Annotated in this window: 16 protein-coding genes and 1 pseudogene; 8 read left to right on the forward strand and 9 right to left on the reverse strand. The window is 62.0% G+C overall.

Annotated elements, in window-relative coordinates; genetic code table 11:
* Positions 1 to 69: 69 nt before the first annotated feature.
* Positions 70 to 495, forward strand: a complete 426-nt coding sequence (locus U5A67_RS25080) for a VOC family protein (RefSeq protein ID WP_321816307.1) — start codon at positions 70 to 72, stop codon at positions 493 to 495.
* Positions 496 to 561: 66 nt separating this feature from the next.
* Here the strand turns inward: U5A67_RS25080 and U5A67_RS25085 are convergent, their stop codons facing one another.
* Both U5A67_RS25085 and U5A67_RS25090 read right to left on the reverse strand, forming a co-directional pair.
* Entirely contained in the window at positions 562 to 1,416 is an 855-nt protein-coding gene (locus U5A67_RS25085) for an alpha/beta fold hydrolase (RefSeq protein ID WP_205985141.1), read from the reverse strand.
* Positions 1,417 to 1,562: 146 nt separating this feature from the next.
* Positions 1,563 to 2,712, reverse strand: a pseudogene (locus U5A67_RS25090) (GNAT family N-acetyltransferase).
* A gap of 440 nt (positions 2,713 to 3,152) precedes the next feature.
* Between U5A67_RS25090 and U5A67_RS25095 the strand changes: the two are divergent.
* From U5A67_RS25095 to U5A67_RS25105, 3 genes are all read left to right on the forward strand, one after another.
* Positions 3,153 to 3,698, forward strand: a complete 546-nt coding sequence (locus tag U5A67_RS25095) for a sigma-70 family RNA polymerase sigma factor (RefSeq protein WP_205985174.1) — start codon at positions 3,153 to 3,155, stop codon at positions 3,696 to 3,698.
* Entirely contained in the window at positions 3,695 to 4,336 is a 642-nt protein-coding gene (locus U5A67_RS25100; RefSeq protein ID WP_321816306.1) for a DUF1109 domain-containing protein, read from the forward strand. Before U5A67_RS25095 ends, U5A67_RS25100 begins: the two co-directional genes overlap by 4 nt.
* A gap of 376 nt (positions 4,337 to 4,712) precedes the next feature.
* Positions 4,713 to 5,396: a response regulator transcription factor gene (locus tag U5A67_RS25105; RefSeq protein WP_321816305.1), complete on the forward strand. Its 684-nt coding sequence runs from the start codon at positions 4,713 to 4,715 to the stop codon at positions 5,394 to 5,396.
* Between the two features lie 21 nt (positions 5,397 to 5,417).
* Here the strand turns inward: U5A67_RS25105 and U5A67_RS25110 are convergent, their stop codons facing one another.
* Together U5A67_RS25110 and U5A67_RS25115 are read right to left on the reverse strand one after the other, a co-directional pair.
* Positions 5,418 to 6,146, reverse strand: coding sequence for a response regulator transcription factor (locus U5A67_RS25110; protein WP_321816304.1), 729 nt, complete (start codon positions 6,144 to 6,146; stop codon positions 5,418 to 5,420).
* Positions 6,136 to 7,023 carry a DUF2971 domain-containing protein gene (locus U5A67_RS25115; protein WP_205985147.1) on the reverse strand — a complete coding sequence of 296 codons (888 nt, stop codon included), beginning with the start codon at positions 7,021 to 7,023 and terminating at the stop codon, positions 6,136 to 6,138. Before U5A67_RS25115 ends, U5A67_RS25110 begins: the two co-directional genes overlap by 11 nt.
* 426 nt (positions 7,024 to 7,449) lie before the next feature.
* On the opposite strand from U5A67_RS25115, the gene U5A67_RS25120 reads away from it, so the two are divergent.
* Entirely contained in the window at positions 7,450 to 8,346 is an 897-nt protein-coding gene (locus tag U5A67_RS25120; RefSeq protein WP_205985148.1) for a LysR substrate-binding domain-containing protein, read from the forward strand.
* Here U5A67_RS25120 and U5A67_RS25125 read toward each other — a convergent pair.
* Genes U5A67_RS25125 through U5A67_RS25135 form a run of 3 tightly spaced genes read right to left on the reverse strand, consistent with a single transcriptional unit; the run spans position 8,343 to position 11,579 of the window.
* The gene (locus U5A67_RS25125; protein WP_321816303.1) at positions 8,343 to 9,521 is read right to left on the reverse strand and encodes a CaiB/BaiF CoA-transferase family protein; all 1,179 of its coding nucleotides are present in this window, start codon (positions 9,519 to 9,521) and stop codon (positions 8,343 to 8,345) included. The genes U5A67_RS25120 and U5A67_RS25125 overlap by 4 nt on opposite strands.
* 30 nt (positions 9,522 to 9,551) lie before the next feature.
* Positions 9,552 to 10,712, reverse strand: coding sequence for an acyl-CoA dehydrogenase family protein (locus U5A67_RS25130; RefSeq protein WP_321816302.1), 1,161 nt, complete (start codon positions 10,710 to 10,712; stop codon positions 9,552 to 9,554).
* A gap of 33 nt (positions 10,713 to 10,745) precedes the next feature.
* Positions 10,746 to 11,579, reverse strand: coding sequence for an acyl-CoA dehydrogenase (locus U5A67_RS25135; RefSeq protein ID WP_321816301.1), 834 nt, complete (start codon positions 11,577 to 11,579; stop codon positions 10,746 to 10,748).
* Between the two features lie 151 nt (positions 11,580 to 11,730).
* Between U5A67_RS25135 and U5A67_RS25140 the strand changes: the two genes are divergently transcribed.
* A complete protein-coding gene (locus tag U5A67_RS25140) occupies positions 11,731 to 12,675 on the forward strand; it encodes a LysR substrate-binding domain-containing protein (RefSeq protein WP_321816300.1) in 945 nt (314 codons plus the stop codon).
* 77 nt (positions 12,676 to 12,752) lie between these two features.
* On the opposite strand, the gene U5A67_RS25145 is transcribed toward U5A67_RS25140, so the two are convergent.
* Both U5A67_RS25145 and U5A67_RS25150 read right to left on the reverse strand, forming a co-directional pair.
* Entirely contained in the window at positions 12,753 to 13,202 is a 450-nt protein-coding gene (locus tag U5A67_RS25145) for a PRC-barrel domain-containing protein (RefSeq protein WP_321816299.1), read from the reverse strand.
* Between the two features lie 152 nt (positions 13,203 to 13,354).
* Positions 13,355 to 14,377: a glycosyltransferase family 2 protein gene (locus U5A67_RS25150; protein WP_321816298.1), complete on the reverse strand. Its 1,023-nt coding sequence runs from the start codon at positions 14,375 to 14,377 to the stop codon at positions 13,355 to 13,357.
* On the opposite strand from U5A67_RS25150, the gene U5A67_RS25155 reads away from it, so the two are divergent.
* Both U5A67_RS25155 and U5A67_RS25160 read left to right on the forward strand, forming a co-directional pair.
* The gene (locus U5A67_RS25155; RefSeq protein ID WP_321816297.1) at positions 14,352 to 14,600 is read left to right on the forward strand and encodes a hypothetical protein; all 249 of its coding nucleotides are present in this window, start codon (positions 14,352 to 14,354) and stop codon (positions 14,598 to 14,600) included. The two genes, U5A67_RS25150 and U5A67_RS25155, sit on opposite strands and share 26 nt — an antisense overlap.
* Positions 14,601 to 14,778: 178 nt before the next feature.
* Positions 14,779 to 15,885, forward strand: coding sequence for an FUSC family protein (locus U5A67_RS25160; protein WP_321816296.1), 1,107 nt, complete (start codon positions 14,779 to 14,781; stop codon positions 15,883 to 15,885).
* The last annotated feature ends 19 nt before the right edge of the window (positions 15,886 to 15,904 follow it).

Consider the following 15,904-nt stretch of genomic DNA (forward strand, 5'->3'; position numbering starts at 1 on the left):
CATGGCGCGAACCGTTTCCCTGCGGGACGCGAACCCCCAATCCCGACAGAACAGAACAAGGAGCCCACCATGAGTCTTTCGCCGTTTCATCTGGCGATTCCCGTCTACGATCTGCCCGCTGCGCGCGACTTTTATGGCCGTGTATTCGGTCTCGCCGAAGGTCGATCAAGCACGCATTGGGTCGATTTCGACTTCTTCGGCCATCAGCTGGTGATTCACGAACATCCGAAGACGGCTTCGCAGGACGCGGCGCACACCAACGCCGTGGACGGCCATGACGTGCCGGTGCCGCATTTCGGCGTGGTGCTGGAATGGACGCAGTGGGAAGCGCTGGCGCAGCGCTTGCGCGAGTTCGGCGCGCAGTTCGTGATCGAACCGTATATCCGTTTTCAGGGGCAGGTGGGCGAACAGGCCACGATGTTCCTGTTCGATCCGTGCGGCAATGCGCTGGAATTCAAGGCGTTCAAGGATATTGGGCAACTGTTTGCCAAATGAACGCCTGATGTGCCGAAAGGCGCGCGCGGGAATGCGCGCGCGAGGCAAAACGAATGACTAAAATAATCAGCCTTCGTAGATGAAGTTGCGCACGTGCGTATTGAAGAGATCGGCGTGCGTGCCGTTCATGCCGTGCGTTGCGCCCTTCATCGTCACGCGCTGCGCAAACTCAATCCACTCGTCGAGCGCTTCGACGTTGTTGCGGAACATCAGCGGGCTGCGCTGACCGTCGATCAGCAGCGTGCGGCATTTGATGTCGCCAGCCGGGCGGCGCGTGTAAGCGGGCAGCGGATCTTCGAGTTGCTTGGCCAGCGTCGTGGCATTGGCGATCGCCATTTCGCGGAACGCGTGCGTGCTCTTGCGCCACGCGCCGGGCATGCTGACCGAATCCACAAACAGTTCCAGACCGTCTTCGAGCTGACCGTCGTCGATCAGGCCGACCGCGCGCGAACGCAGCGCGTTGGTGGCCGGCGGCATGACGTCGTCGTCTTCTTCGAGGCGGCGCAGCGGGCCGCCCGGATCGGCGAGCACGAGCGTGCGCACGAGACGCGGATAACGGCGCGCAAGGTGATACGCGATGCTGCCGCCGCGCGAGTGACCGACCAGGTGCACGGATTCCAGACCCAGCGCGACGATGAAATCGGCCAGTTCGTGCAGATGGCTTTCCCAGCCGAAATCGCCCTGGATGCAGGCGTCGGCCGCCGGCCAGTAGTGGCTCAGGCTCGGCGCGATGCAGCGGAAATCGTCTTCGAGGCCGTCGAGTTGCGGCTCCCAGTAGCGGTAATCGCACAGCGAGCCGTGGACAAACAGCAGCGGCTCACCGGTCCCCCGTTCGAGGTAGGGCAGAACGACGCCCGAGTCGAGCGTCGCGAACGACAGATCGGGCGGGGCAAGCAGGGACGGATCGATGCGCTGGTTCAAGGAAGTCACTCCATTCGCGGAGATGACACTTTGCCGCATCAGAACGCTTATGGGAAACGCATTAAATTGAAGCTTGCTATCAGTTTTTCTGATTGACTGCTGGGTGAAACCCTAGGTTTCATGGGTGAAACACGGCTTGGATCAAATTAAAGCGTCAGGCGATAGCGAACGAAGTCGTCGGCGGCGACAAATTCGTCGTAAAGCTTGCGCGCCGGGTTGTCCTGGCGCGTGTGCCAATAGAGGCGCGACCAGCCGCGCTGCCGCCCGAGCGCCACCAGATCGCCGATCAGCGTCCGGCCCACGCCCTTGCCGCGCACGGCGGGATCGACGAACAGATCCTCCAGATAGCAGATGGGCGCGGCCACCCACGTGCCTTCGTGCAACACGCTCAGGCTGAAGCCGACGATGCGGGCGTCGAGCACGGCGACGCGGCCGAGCAGCGGCACGTCCGCATCGATCAGCCGCTGCCACGTGCGTTCGCTGATCTGCGGAGCGACTTCGGTTTCGTAAAACGCGTTGTAACCCGCCCACAGGCGGAACCAGTCGGCGCGATCGGCGGGCTCGATATTGCGGATCACTAGCTGATCAGGCATCGCGCAAGCTCGCAAGCGACGCACGCTGATTACCCTGCGCGTCGAAATTGTCGGGCGCGAGCCAGCTTTCGAACGCCTGCTTCACCTTCGGCCAGTCCTGATCGATGATCGCGAACCAGGCCGTGTCGCGGCTGCGTCCCTTATAAACCACCGCCTGACGGAAGATGCCCTCGAATTCGAAGCCCAGACGCAGCGCCGTCTTGCGCGAAGGCGCGTTGAGGCTGTCGCACTTCCACTCGTAGCGCCGGTAGCCGAGCTGGTCGAAGGCGTAGCGCATCAGCAGATATTGCGCTTCGGTCGACAGCGCGGTGCGCTTGAGCAGCGGCGAAAACGTCACGCTGCCGACTTCGATGACGCCGTGCGCGGGATCGATGCGCATCAGCGCGAAGGTGCCGACGGCCTTGCCGCTCGCGCGGTCGACGATGGTGTAGTGCAGCGGATCTTCCGAGGCCGCCGCCTTCGCGAGATACGCGCGAAACGACTCGAAATCGTCGAACGGGCCGGTGAACAGATACGTCCAGTCGCTGCCGTCGGGCGCGGCGCTATAGGCTTCGAAGAGGTCGGCGGCGTGGCGCTCGACGTCGACGGGTTCGATGCGGCAGCGCACACCTTCGATCGTGATGCGCGCCGGGCGCTCGCGCGGCGTCCAGCCTTCCAGTGCCGCGCCGATGGGTTGCTGATATTCGTTGGTTCTCGCTGCCATGCTGCTCGTGCTCCGATCGTGGGTCCGCAGAAATTTGCGTCGATGAGGCATAAGGTAACGCGTGGCGTGGCTCCCTGAAAGATCCACGATGCGCCGATACTGTAGGGCCACGCGAGAGAAATAGTTGGAGGGCGCTGTAACCGGCGGGCTGCCGCGAGCGAATTGGCATGAAAGCGCGCACCGCGACGGTGCGCATCGACACGGTACCGGCACGGTATCGGCAACACACGGAGATCGCGAACGTGAGCTGGGCGAACAGGGCAGCGCAGTGGCGACAGGCGGGCGAATTCGGCCCGCGAGGTGGCGTCGCGTCCGCTATTGCGGTGCAGGACGGCTTCGGCTACGCTCACCCGATCGCGCCCGAATTCGAGACCGGCGATGCCGGTAAAAACGCCTCAGCGGGCGCGCCTTCCCAAAGTCGCGACAAACCAGGACGCCCTTTGTATCCCGCGGAAATCCGTCTCAAAGCGCTGTTTGTCAGCGGCCTCGAAGGCGACGCCGATGCGTACCGCACTTTCCTGCAGGAACTCACGCGCCATCTGCGCGCGTATCTGCGCCGGCGTATTCCGCAGTTGCAAGACGATGTGGAAGACCTCGTGCAGGAGATTCTGCTCGCGGTACACAACGCGCGTCACACGTGGCGCTCCGACGAACCGCTGACCGCCTGGGTGCATGCGATCGCCCGCTACAAGTTGATGGACTTCTTTCGCTCGCGCTCCCGCCGCGAATCGCTCAACGATCCGCTCGACGACCACAGCGACCTGTTCGCGCAGGCCGACGACGAACCGGCGCAAGCGCGCCGCGACATCGGCCTGCTGCTCGACCAGTTGCCGGACAAACAGCGTTTGCCCATCCTGCACGTGAAGCTCGAAGGGCGTTCGGTGGTCGAGGCCGCGAAACTCACCGGGCTTTCCGAATCGGCCGTGAAGGTGGGCATCCACCGCGGCCTGAAGGCGCTTGCCGCACGCATCCGGGGGGCGCAATGAAAACCGACGATCTCATCAGCCTGCTGTCCACCGGCGTCACGCGCGTGGACCGCAAGGCCGTCGTGCGCCGCTTCGCGCGTGCGCTGCCGCTGGGACTGGCTGGATCGCTACTGCTGGTGGCCGTGGTGTTCGGCGTGCGCCACGATCTGATGGACGTCGCGCAGACGCCGATTTTCTGGGCCAAGATCGCGTTCCCGCTCGCCGTGGCGATTGCGGCGGCGCTGGCCGTGAGCCGTCTCGGCCGGCCTGGCGTGCGCGGCGGTTACGCATGGGCTTTGGTGGCCGCGCCGTTCATCGCGGTATGGCTCGCGGGCTGGGCAACGCTTGGCACCGCCGCGCCCGCGGAGCGCGTGCCGCTGATGCTCGGCCTGTCGTGGCGGACCTGTCCGTTCAATATCCTGCTGCTCTCCGTGCCCACCTTCGCCGCCGTGTTCTGGGCGACGAAAGGCCTCACGCCCACGCGCCCGCGCATGGCAGGCGCGGCAGCAGGACTCTTCGCAAGTGCGCTTGCCACCATCGCTTATTGCGTCCATTGCCCGGAAATGAGCCCGGCGTTCTGGAGCATCTGGTACGCCGTCGGCATGCTGATGCCGGCAGCGATCGGCGCCTGGCTCGGGCCGCGTCTGCTGCGCTGGTAAATCGCCGACGCTTTGTCCTGCGGGATGAAGCGTCAGCGATTTCTTTATCCGTCCATTTTATTTAGTCATCCTTCATGTATTGATCGATGTCACCGCTGTGACATGTTTTAACAAACCCATCCACGGCTTTGCTGAATAATAAGATGGTTCCCGCAGCAATCATTCGTACTCCAAAGCGATGCGATTGCGCTGATGGCGCATCGCGGGAAAAACAACGCACGGACTCGCAAAGCCCGAAGTTGGTCGAGATCGCTGGTGCTCTCCCACGCCAATGACCAACTTCTTTGCCAGTCTGGATGCGTCTGTCCGACTGGCATTTTTTGGCGTAGACCTCGTGCGAGCCATCGCGCCGAAAAGCAATAGAAGCGCTTATTCGATGAGACTTGCCATACTTTCCGGCGATGCCGAACTCACGCAGCTCACCTCCAGCACGCTCGGCAGCGAAGGCTGCGTGTGCCATCACTTCGCAACAGGCAGTGCGCTGCTCAGCGCGTTGCGCCGCGAAACCTTCGATCTGCTCGTGCTCGATCACGCCTTGCCCGACATGAACGGCGTGCGCGTGCTCAACACCATCCGCGCAATCATTTCCACCCAGATTCCGGTGATCTACGTCACCTCGATGCGCGGCGAGCGCGATGAAATCAGCGCCCTCAACGCCGGCGCCGATGCCTGCCTGAACCGGCCGCTCGACGCTGCCGTGCTGCGCGCGCGTGCATCGTCGGTGTTGCGCCGTGCGCGTGCGGTGCGGCTGATTCACGTCGACGAATCCGATAGCGCTTTCGAATTCGATCCGGTGGCCTGCAGCGTGCTGCGTAACGGCACCGCGATTCACCTGACCGTGCGGCAGTTCAGGCTCGCGCTGCTGTTCTATCAGCACATCGGCACGACGCTGTCGCGCGAGCATATTCTCGACCTCATCTGGAAAGGCGAGGCCGAGGTCAATATGCGCACCGTCGATACGCAGATCAGCCGCCTGCGCGCCAAGCTGCGCCTCGCGCCCGAAAACGGCTACCAGTTGACCTCCGTACGCGGCTGCGGCTATCGGCTCGACCGCATCTGACGCCTTCATCCGGCATCGGTTTCAAGCCTGATCGATGTGCACACGCTCCAGCCGATAGCCGTAGCCGTGCACGGAAACCACCACGAATCCATTGCCCGGATGCAACTGAAGTTTGGAACGCAGCCAGCACACATGCGTGTCGACCGTACGCGACGACACGCCAAACGATTGATGCCAGACCGACTCGAAAATCTGCGCCCGCGATAGCGGCTCGTCCAGGTGACGAAACAATAGCCACGCCAGATGAAACTCGCGCTGCGTCAGCGCGACGGCGTCGCCGCGCAAGGTGACGACACAGCGGACCGTATCGAATTCATAGTCGCCGTAACGCTCCAGTTTCTCGGGCTTCGGTCGATGACTCCATCTCAACAGCGAAGCCACGCGTGCGATCAGCACCTCGGGCGAGCGCGTGCGCAGGATGAAATCGTCCGCGCCCGCATTGAGCGCCATGGATTCCGCATCGGCGCCGCCCGGCTCGCCGATGATCAGGACCGGCACATCCGGCGCGTAGTGGCCGCGCACCCAGTTCAGCGCCTGCACGCCGTGGCCGTCGTGATCGAGGCCAATCACGATGAGCAGATCCACCGCGCCGCTCTGCAAGGTGGCGGCGAGTTGTTCGACGGTGCGGATCTCGCGGCACACGTAGGCCGCTTGCGTGAGCACGCTGCGCAGGAATTCGCCGTGCGGCACGTTGCCTTCGAAGAGGCCGATGCACATGATCTGGCGGTGCGCCCCGGCATCAGAATGCATGGCGGGATGAGGACTCGATAATTTCGGTTCGTTCATATCCATGGGTTCGCATCAGCAGCTTGAGCGCGTGGTGCTCCTTGATGCCGAAAAGACACTCGGGGTGCAGCCGCTCGCTGTTATTGGGCCCGATCCACACTTCGCGCACGGCCTCGGGCAGAAAGCCGTAGCGGAAGTACGACGTCAAACCGTATTTCGTCGTGCGCCAGTGAATGCAGGGCGTGCAGGTCCGGTTGTCGGTTTCGCCGCTCGACACATAGACGAGACGCCATTCGAGTTCGTGTCGGAACGAAGGGTCTTTCGACATCACGCCAAGCCATTCGCAGGCTCTCGCTGCGGCGCGAATGCCGGGTTCGCGGTCGAGGCTTCGGGTGTCCGGCGCGCCCGATCCCGCGTTGCCAGCGGCTTCGGCGACCATGTTTTTCAGGCTTTCGATGTGGCGTGTAAGCGTGGCGTCGTCGCCGTAGAGCACGGGCGAGAGCGCGATACCGCGCGCGGAATCGGCGAGCGCGTCATGCACCACGGGCGCACGCGTGACGCTGCCCGCCGGACTCAGCAAATCCGAATCGAAGCCAATCGCAAAGCCCCGGCCCACATCGGCATAACTCCACCATTGGCAGGTGTCGTCGCGATTCTCGGAGAAACAGCAGGTAAACAGCTCGCGACGGCTGAGGTTGAGCGTCAGTGCGAGTTCGGTGGCAAGTTCACGCTGTGCGCCCGATGGCGCGCCGTGGTGGATGAGTGCATCGACCAGCATGGTGCCGACCGTATCGCCCACACGCGCATCGAACATCTTGCGCGCATTGCCAAGCCACAGCGAACGGCTTTCGATGATCGAAAGGAAGGCAACAGGGTCGCAATAGTGATAGATGATTGCCATATCGCTCGGTCGATTGTGAATTGCATAAAAGTCGGACTATTCTCGGTTATCGATTGCCACGCCTTGAATGCGAATAAAGCGCAAATAGAATGCTCTTGGAGTGGAGAAATGTTTGAATGAAATGCGCTATATCAACAATGGCTGGCGACAGGCTAACCAGTCGAAATCCGGCAAACAATCAGAGAACTGTTAATAAGCGATAGATAGTCATGCCGGGTCTGACGGCGCGGGCGAAGCGCTGAATGCGCGTGCGCCAGATTGGGTCATCGATATGAAATACACGTAACAAAGCCTTCTGTTTTCTATCGTCATTGAAAATAAAAATAACAATTCGACTCGATTGAGCATGCTAGCCATGCATCTCGAATAGGTACAATTCTTCTTTATCCGGGAGCTATTCAGTTTCGATATACACGCCGCGCCTTTATGACCAGACCGCTCAATTTCCCGCAGCTTCAGGCGTTTCGTGCGGTCATGCAGATGGGCACGACCACAGGCGCGGCGGCGATGCTCAACACGACGCAGCCGTCCATCAGCCGACGGCTGGCCGAATTGCAGAACTTCTCCGGGCTCAAACTGCTGGAAAAGCGTCAGGGCCGTTTGCGGCCCACGCGTGAAGGCGTACTGCTCTATCGCACCATCCAGAAGCATTTCGAAGGACTCGAACAGATCGAGACGGTGGTGGCGATGCTGCGCCGCTCAGGCACGGGCACGCTGCGTATCGGCTGCACGCCTGCGCTTGCATTAGGTGTATTGCCGGGTGTCGTCGAAGTCTTTCGCGAGCGCTTTCCCGATGCCAGGCTGATCGTCCACACGGATGCCACGCCGCAACTGGTGGATCTGCTGCGTCAGGAATTGTTCGATTTCATTCTCACGACCGGCACGCTTGTGGATGGCGATTTCGAATCGGTATGCCTGAAGACATTGCCTGCCGTGTGCGTGCTGCCACATGGTCATCGCCTCATGAATGAAGCGTCGGTCGATATCGGCATGCTGGGAGGCGAGCGATTGATATCGCTGAGCAGTACCGATAATCTGACGATCGCCCTGAAAGCGATGTTGCTGGAAAACCATATAGAAGCGGTTTTCGCCATCGAAACCACATCGTCGATTACGGTGTGTGCGATGGTGGCGAGCGGCAACGGTATCGGCGTGGTCACGCCATTTGTTGCCGGCACGTTTGCGGGGAAAGTGCTGATCAAGCCATTCGTGCCCGCCATCGGCATGACGGTGAGCATGGCGGCTTCCGCGCAAACCGCGCCCTCGTTGCTGGCGCGGCATTTCGTGGAAGTGCTGCAGGCGCAACTACAGGCATCGGCCTAGATCGCGCCTGCTGCGCGTAGCGCTTGAACTTGCGATGCGCTGTAGCCGAGTTCGTCGAGAATCGCGTCGGTGTGTTCGCCCAGGGCGGGCACGGGGTCCATGCGTGGATTGTCGGCGGGCGTCATGCCGGGTGGGATCAAGGCGGGAATGTCCCCGGCGGGCGTATTCACGCGCGTCCAGCGTTCGCGTGCTGCAAGCTGTTCGTGCGTCCACACGCCCTGCATATCGTTGATATGCGCATTGGCGATCTTCGCGTTCTCCAGCCTTTCTATTACATCCTGCGCAGTGAGGCGCGAAAACGCATCGGCAATCAGCGTGCCGAGTTGCGCACGCTGTTCGACGCGCCGGCTATTGGTGTTGAATCGCGCATCGTTCGCGAGTTCGGGCTGGCGCAAGACGGCCTCGCAGAACTGCTTCCACTCGCGCTCGTTTTGCAGGCCCAGCATGACGGACTTGCCGTCGCCGGCCTTGAACGGACCATAAGGATAGATCGTCGCGTGCGCCGCGCCGTTGCGTTGCGGCGGCGTTTGCCCGTCGATCGCGTAATAGAGCGGGAAGCTCATCCACTCGACCATGCTTTCGAGCATCGATACGTCGATACGGCGGCCGCGCCCGGTTTTGCCGCGCTCGATCAGCGCCGCAAGAATGCTGGAATACGCGTGCATGCCGGCCGAAATATCTGCGATCGAGCAGCCGGCCTTGGCCGGTTCGTCGCCTGCGCCTGTGACGCTCAGGAAGCCCGATTCGCTCTGGATCAGCAGGTCATAGGCTTTCTTGTCGCGATACGGGCCGTCGCTGCCGTAGCCCGAAATGTCGCAGACGATCAGGCGTTCATGGCGCCCGCTCAATGTGTCGTAGTCGAGGCCCAGACGCTGCGTGGCGCCAGGCGCGAGGTTCTGCACGAACACGTCGGCGTCGGCGAGCAGGCGGTGCACGATCTGCATCGCTTCGGCATGTTTGACGTCGAGCGTGAGACTTTCTTTCGAACGATTGGTCCAGACGAAATGTGAAGCCAGGCCGCGCACGCGTTCGTCGTAACCGCGCGCGAAATCGCCCGCGCCGGGACGCTCGATCTTGATGACGCGCGCGCCCAGATCGGCGAGTTGACGCGTGCAAAACGGCGCCGCGATCGCATGTTCGAACGTGACGACCTTGATACCTTCGAGAGGGCGCATGGCAATCTCCTGGAGTCGGTCGGGGCCGCGTCAGAACGAGCGCGGCAAGCCGAGCACGTGTTCGGCCACGTACGAGAGAATCAGATTGGTCGAGATCGGCGCGACCTGATACAGGCGCGTTTCGCGGAATTTGCGTTCGACGTCGTATTCGCAGGCAAAGCCAAAGCCGCCGTGAAATTGCAGGCAAGCGTTGGCGGCTTCCCAGGAAGCGTCGGCGGCGAGCAGCTTCGCCATATTGGCCTGCGCACCGCAAGGCTCGTGGGCATCGAAGCGGCGCGCGGCTTCGAAGCGCATCAGATTGGCCGCTTCCACATTGACATAGGCCCGCGCGATGGGAAACTGCACGCCCTGATTTTGCCCAATGGGACGCCCAAATACCTGGCGATCCTTAACATATTTCGTGACACGATCGATAAACCAGTAGCCATCGCCGATACATTCTGCGGCGATCAGCGTGCGCTCGGCGTTCAGGCCATCGAGTATGTATTTGAAGCCTTTACCTTCTTCGCCGATCAGGTTGTCGGCGGGAATGTCGAGATTATCGAAGAACAGTTCGTTGGTCTCGTGATTGACCATGTTGGGAATCGGCTGCACGGTGAGACCCTGGCCGATGGCGTCGCGCAGATCGACGATAAAGATCGACATGCCTTCGCTTTTCTTCGTCACGTCGGCGAGCGGCGTGGTGCGCGCGAGCAGGATCATCAGGTCCGAATGCTGCACGCGCGAGATCCACACCTTCTGGCCGTTGATCACATAACGGTCGCCGCGCCGCACGGCGGTGGTCTTGATCTTCGTGGTATCGGTGCCGGTGGTCGGCTCGGTCACGCCCATCGACTGCAGGCGCAATTCGCCGCTGGCGATCTTCGGCAGATAGCGGCGCTTTTGCTCCGCCGAGCCGTGACGCAGCAGCGTGCCCATGTTGTACATCTGGCCGTGGCACGCGCCCGAATTGCCGCCGCTACGATTGATTTCCTCCATGATGACCGAGGCTTCCGTGAGCCCGAGGCCCGAACCGCCGTATTCCTGCGGAATCAGTGCGGCGAGCCAGCCCGCCTGCGTGAGCGCATCGACGAACGCTTCGGGATAGCCGCGCGCCTCGTCGATCTTGCGGAAGTATTCGTCCGGAAACTGGCTGCAGAGCGCGCGCACGGCGTCGCGAATGTCCTGGTATTGATCGCTTGTCTCGGTCATATCGGTTTTTGATTCGATGAACAGGAGCGGCGTTCAGGCCAGCACGGCCTGTGCCGACATCGTCAGCCAGCCTTCGTGGTCCTGCGCCCAGAGGTCGATGTGCCGGCCGTCCGCGGCGCGGCGTCCGCTGACCGTGAAGCGATGGCCGAGGAAGGTCGGCCGCACCGCCTTGAAACGGTATTCGCGCACGACGGCGTCAGGCATTGCGCGCGTCAGCGAATCGAGCAGCAAGGTGGCGATCAGCGGCCCGTGCACGACGAGGTCGGGATAGCCTTCCGTATTGCGCGCGTAATCGCGGTCGTAATGAATGCGATGGCCGTTGAAAGTGAGCGCCGAATAGCGGAACAGCAGGACTTCGTTGGGCGCGATTTCGCGTTGCCAGCCGGCATCGGAAGGTGCGGCGAGCGGCGGCGGCAGGGCCGCTTGCCCAGGCTGCGCCGCTTCGCGATAAACGATGTCCTGCTCTTCGCGAATCAACGTGACGCCGTCGGCCTTGATCGCATGTTCGACGCTCACGAAAGCGAGACGCCCGCTGCGGCCGGTCTTGTGCTCGGTGGAAAGCACGCGCGACACGCGCTCGGCCTGCGTGCCGACGATCAACGGCGCGTCGAATGTGATACGCCCGCCTGCGGCCATGCGGCGCGGCAGGCCCAGATCGGGCAGGAAGCCGCCTTTTTGCGCGTGACCGTCGGGACCGAGTTCGGCTTGCGGCGCGGTGGACCAGAAGTAAAGCCAATGCCAGATGGGCGGCAGCGCGTCGCCTTCGCGCGGCGCGCTCGCACAATCGAGCGTGGCGGCCAGCGCAGCGGCGGGCGCAAGGGAAATGGTGTCGCGCACGGCTTCGAGCGTCGCGTGTTCGTCGTGCATTGCTGTCTCCCGCGCCGTTACCGCTGGCGCATCGCAGTCGTGATCGGACGTCATCCGACGACTGTAGGCCAATGCCGCGCGCCAAGGAAATACGCATTGAATGTGCCGGTCATAGGGGTATCCTATGGCCCTCGCATCGAGGGCCGTAACCATGGACGTTCGTCAACTTCGCTATTTCGTCAACATCGTCGATTACGGCAGTTTGGGCAAAGCCGCGGAAAAACTCTTTGTGGCGCAGCCATCGCTGAGCCAGCAGATCGCGAAGCTGGAAGACGATCTGGGCGTGCCGCTGCTCATACGCAGCCCGCAAGGCGTGAAGCCCACGGCGTCCGGGCAGGCGCTCTACCGGCACGCGCGGCTCGTGCTGCATCAGATGGAACAGTTGCGCCAGGAAGTGCGCGAAGGCGCGGGCGCGGAATCGGGCACGGTCGCCATCGGCTTGCCGACGACGATGGCGTCCGTGCTGGCGATGCCGGTGTTCGAACGCGTGCGCGAGCGTTTTCCGGGCATCCGTCTGCAGTTCTTCGAAAGCATGAGCGGCTATCTGAACGAACTGCTCGCCAATGGCCGCCTCGATCTGGCCATTCTCTTTCGCGACACGCCTACGCCCGGCATCTCGGCCTTGCCGGTGCTCGACGAAGAACTGTATGTCATGGGCGAACCCGGCGTGCCGGCGCGTGCGCGCACCTGCACGCTGGCCTCGCTCGCGGATGTGCCGCTGGTGGCGCCGGGCGTGGCGAACGGCCTGCGCCTGCTGATCGAGCGCACGTTTGCGCGCGAACAGGTGCCGCTGAACATCATCGCCGATATCGACTCGTTGCCGATGCTGCTCTCGGCGGCACAATCGGGCGCGGCGAGCACGATCCTGCCTGCTTCGGCGCTGGCATTGCGTGCGAGCACGGAGCGGCCAAAGATGCGCCGCATTGTCGATCCGATGATCCGGCGCCCGGCGAGCATCTGCTGGCCGAATGCCTTGCCGGTGAGTTCGGCGTCGCTGGCCGTGCGGCGCACGATCTGCGAACTGATCGAGGAATTACGCGCGAGCGGAACGTGGACGGGAATCGAATTGCGCGAGGCGGGGATGGCGGCGGGCTGAGGTGAAACGCGAAGCGCCGCCACGGACGCTTCGCGTTAAAACACGCTTAAAACAGGCTGCAAATATGCCGGACCGGCTTATTGCGCAGCCTTGGCGCTGGCGTCCACGCGCTTGGGCTTGGGCGGCGATTCGATCTTCGCGTACTGGAATGCCGGCGTGGCCTTGAGCGCATCCTTGGTCGCGCCCGGCAGATAGAGATTGCCGCTGCGCACTTCGAGCGAGGCGATGGGCACCGCCACATCATGCACGCCCACGCCGAGGAAACCACCCGCCGAGACGATGGCCGCCGACACCGAGCCGTCCGGCGCGACGATCAGGTCGCGCACCGTGCCGACTTTCGCGTTCTCGTCGTTATAGACCGTCTTGCCGAGCACACTTTTTTTCACGCTCCAGCCTTCCAGCAAGGCCTGCGATTGCTCGACCGTCACGCTCAGGGGCTGCGCGCCCGCGACTTGCGCCTGGGCGCTTGCGCTGGCTACACCTGCGGCTATCACGGCGGCCGCCAACATCGTCATGCGAAAAGACATTTATCGAGCTCCTGATCCAGGGTAAGGGCGCGGCGGGGCCGCATCAAAGACATCGGATTGACATACTAGCGGGATTGAAAAAACGCTGCGCTTAAGCGGGATAAGCGCGGGCTTTCCTTCTCTACCGCCATGCCGATACCCCCGCACACGCGTCACGGAATGCGCGTGCGCGTCACGTCCACGACCTGATCGTCGCTCTCGAATAGCTGCGCCGGCGTGGGCGCTTTGGCAAGCCACGCGTTCTTCCAGATCATCAGCAGGTGATAGTAGAGCCGCAGGCTCAGCCCGAATCGATATGCATAGAGATGCGTCAGCGCGAGACTGAGCCCGGCGCGGCCCTGGCGATTGCGGGCATGCAGCGACACCACAATCGGCACGAGCCTGCGCAGCGCGAGGCGGCGAGCCGGTTCGAGTTCGGGCGGCAAGGCGAGGCTTTTCAGAAAATGCCACGCGGCCATCGACGCGGCGCTTGGCGTGTGGCGCGTCGCCTGCGAAACCGAATACCCGGTCTTGCGATAGCAGGAAACATAATCGTCGACATAACAGACCGCACGCGCGGACAGACATAAACGCACGCCGAAAACGAAATCGCAGCACACCTCCAGTTGCGTATTCGCAGGCACGTCATAGCCGATGCGTTTCACCAGCGCGGCATCGGCCAGCCAGCCGTTGTTCGGAAACATCTGCACGATGCCCGTGCGTCCCGCGAGGCGTTGCACACCGGCCGCAGCAGGCGTGCGGTGATAAGCCTCGTTCATGCGCCGGCTCGCCGGGACATCTATACGCCCTTGAGCATCGGCTTCATATTGATTGCCAAAGGCGACGTCGATGTCGGGATGCCGCGTCCATTGCTCGAGCAAGCGCGCGATCGCGTGTTCGAGCAGAAAGTCGTCGTCGTGAATCAGCAGGATCTTGTCGCCGCTGGCGCGCGCAAAGAGACTCGCGACATTGCGCGCCTGACCCAGCGCGGGCACGTTGCGCCGGTACAGCACGCGAGGATCGTGTCCATAGTGCTGCGCGATCAGTCTCGCGGTGGAAGTATCGGGCGAATCGTCGCCGATCACGATCTCGATGTTCGTATGCGTCTGCGCCAGGCACGATTCGATGCACTGAATCAGCAGATCCGGCCGATTGCACGTGGGCAGACAGATGGAGACGCTGGTTGTTATCGTCATGGGCCTACCCCAACAGAAAGAGCTAAGCAAAAGAGGTTCGCATTGCGAACGTCATCTGGCTGGCATGACGGTACGGGATCAAAATCCGAAAGAAATTGAAAATAAATCGCAAGGTACGCCGATGCGGGAAAACGCTGATTTAAAAGGATTTAATTCGAAATCGTCAGACGATTTAAAGGAAAAGCCATGTTGCGATGCAAACAGTGTCCTTGCAGATCGCTAACGGTTTGAGGCGGAAAATGGCACTGATTCGCAACTGCGTTCAAGGCCTGCGCGCGACGCCCCAATATTCCTTCAAGCTCGTTTAGCATCTTGGCTTCAAAGCGGCCGCGTTGCTGCGCGTGCCTGCTGAATGGATCCTGCTTCGACCTGCATTGACTGGCTTTAAGCCAACCGCCGCCATGACGCCCAACTCATACGTTCATAAACCGCTCACGCCATTTCGTCGCGCGCTCGCGCGCTTCTCGCTTTCGGAAATGGCGAAGTACACCAAGCTCACACTCGGCATGTGGATTGGCTTCGCGATTCCCTATCACTACGGTTATCCCGATGCGGCCGTCGCGCTCGCCGGCTCGACCATGCTGACGCTCGCGCTCGGCAGTTCCATTTCGGCGGCGCGCGGCTATTTCTATAAGCGCGTGACGTCGAATCTGGTCGCCATGCCAATCGGCACATTGCTGATCTGGCTCACTGCGCCGCATCTCTGGCTGGGCGTTCTGCTGCTGCCGCTGGTGATCTTTACGATCGTGCGCATCAAGCCTTCGGTGTTCCAGATGACCAGCATCACCGTGCCGATGACACTCGTGCTCTACACCGGCGAACATATTCCGTTGCTCGAACAACGATTGATCGGCGTGGTGCTGGGCATGCTGCTCGGTTTCGTGATCCAGCAACTCGTGTTTCCGCCCGATCATGGTTATTGGGCCAACACGCTCGTCAACGAAGGCAATGAACGCGCGCTCAAACTACTCGACGATATCGCCAGCGGCACGCTCGATCATGCGCAGTTGCGCGCCTCGACCGCCGCGCTGCGTAAAGCGAGCAGCAATCTGAAAGAAGCGCACGATCTTCTCAAGGCCGATCTCGCGCAGTCGTGGGTGTCGCCGCATCTCGAACGCAATCGCGTGCGCGAGCCGTTGTTCTGGTGTTATCACGAACTGTTCGATTCGGTGGTCAACTTCCTGGAGACTTTCGACACCTTCAACGCGCAATTCGAAACGCTCAATACGCAATGGAAAGACGACTTTCGCCAGGGGCTCGCGCGGCTCGTCGAAGCGCATCGGCAACTTGCGCAAGTGGCCGATCTGCGCGTCGAGCGGCCGGAACTGATGATGCGGCCTTTGCCGATGTCCGCGCTGCATGCGCTGGTGGACGCGCTGCCCGCATCGGGCGTCTACACCAGCGTGTATCTGGGTCACCTCACGGGCTACGGCATTCTGCTTTCGCGTCTGAACGAAATGCATACCGAACATCTGGGCGATGCCATCCAGCAGAGCGCGACGCCTTGACGGCCTCGCTCCAGCAGCC

Source organism: Paraburkholderia sp. J69-1 (assembly GCF_905220255.1).
GTDB lineage: Bacteria > Pseudomonadota > Gammaproteobacteria > Burkholderiales > Burkholderiaceae > Paraburkholderia.

Coding starts and splice junctions, on each gene's coding strand:
- U5A67_RS25080 (WP_321816307.1), top strand. CDS start 70: ATGAGTCTTTCGCCGTTTCATCTGGCGATTCCCGTCTACGATCTGCCC.
- U5A67_RS25100 (WP_321816306.1), top strand. CDS start 3,695: ATGAAAACCGACGATCTCATCAGCCTGCTGTCCACCGGCGTCACGCGC.
- U5A67_RS25105 (WP_321816305.1), top strand. CDS start 4,713: ATGAGACTTGCCATACTTTCCGGCGATGCCGAACTCACGCAGCTCACC.
- U5A67_RS25110 (WP_321816304.1), bottom strand. CDS start 6,146: ATGCATTCTGATGCCGGGGCGCACCGCCAGATCATGTGCATCGGCCTC.
- U5A67_RS25115 (WP_205985147.1), bottom strand. CDS start 7,023: ATGGCAATCATCTATCACTATTGCGACCCTGTTGCCTTCCTTTCGATC.
- U5A67_RS25120 (WP_205985148.1), top strand. CDS start 7,450: ATGACCAGACCGCTCAATTTCCCGCAGCTTCAGGCGTTTCGTGCGGTC.
- U5A67_RS25125 (WP_321816303.1), bottom strand. CDS start 9,521: ATGCGCCCTCTCGAAGGTATCAAGGTCGTCACGTTCGAACATGCGATC.
- U5A67_RS25130 (WP_321816302.1), bottom strand. CDS start 10,712: ATGACCGAGACAAGCGATCAATACCAGGACATTCGCGACGCCGTGCGC.
- U5A67_RS25135 (WP_321816301.1), bottom strand. CDS start 11,579: ATGCACGACGAACACGCGACGCTCGAAGCCGTGCGCGACACCATTTCC.
- U5A67_RS25140 (WP_321816300.1), top strand. CDS start 11,731: ATGGACGTTCGTCAACTTCGCTATTTCGTCAACATCGTCGATTACGGC.
- U5A67_RS25145 (WP_321816299.1), bottom strand. CDS start 13,202: ATGTCTTTTCGCATGACGATGTTGGCGGCCGCCGTGATAGCCGCAGGT.
- U5A67_RS25155 (WP_321816297.1), top strand. CDS start 14,352: ATGGAGACGCTGGTTGTTATCGTCATGGGCCTACCCCAACAGAAAGAG.
- U5A67_RS25150 (WP_321816298.1), bottom strand. CDS start 14,377: ATGACGATAACAACCAGCGTCTCCATCTGTCTGCCCACGTGCAATCGG.
- U5A67_RS25160 (WP_321816296.1), top strand. CDS start 14,779: ATGACGCCCAACTCATACGTTCATAAACCGCTCACGCCATTTCGTCGC.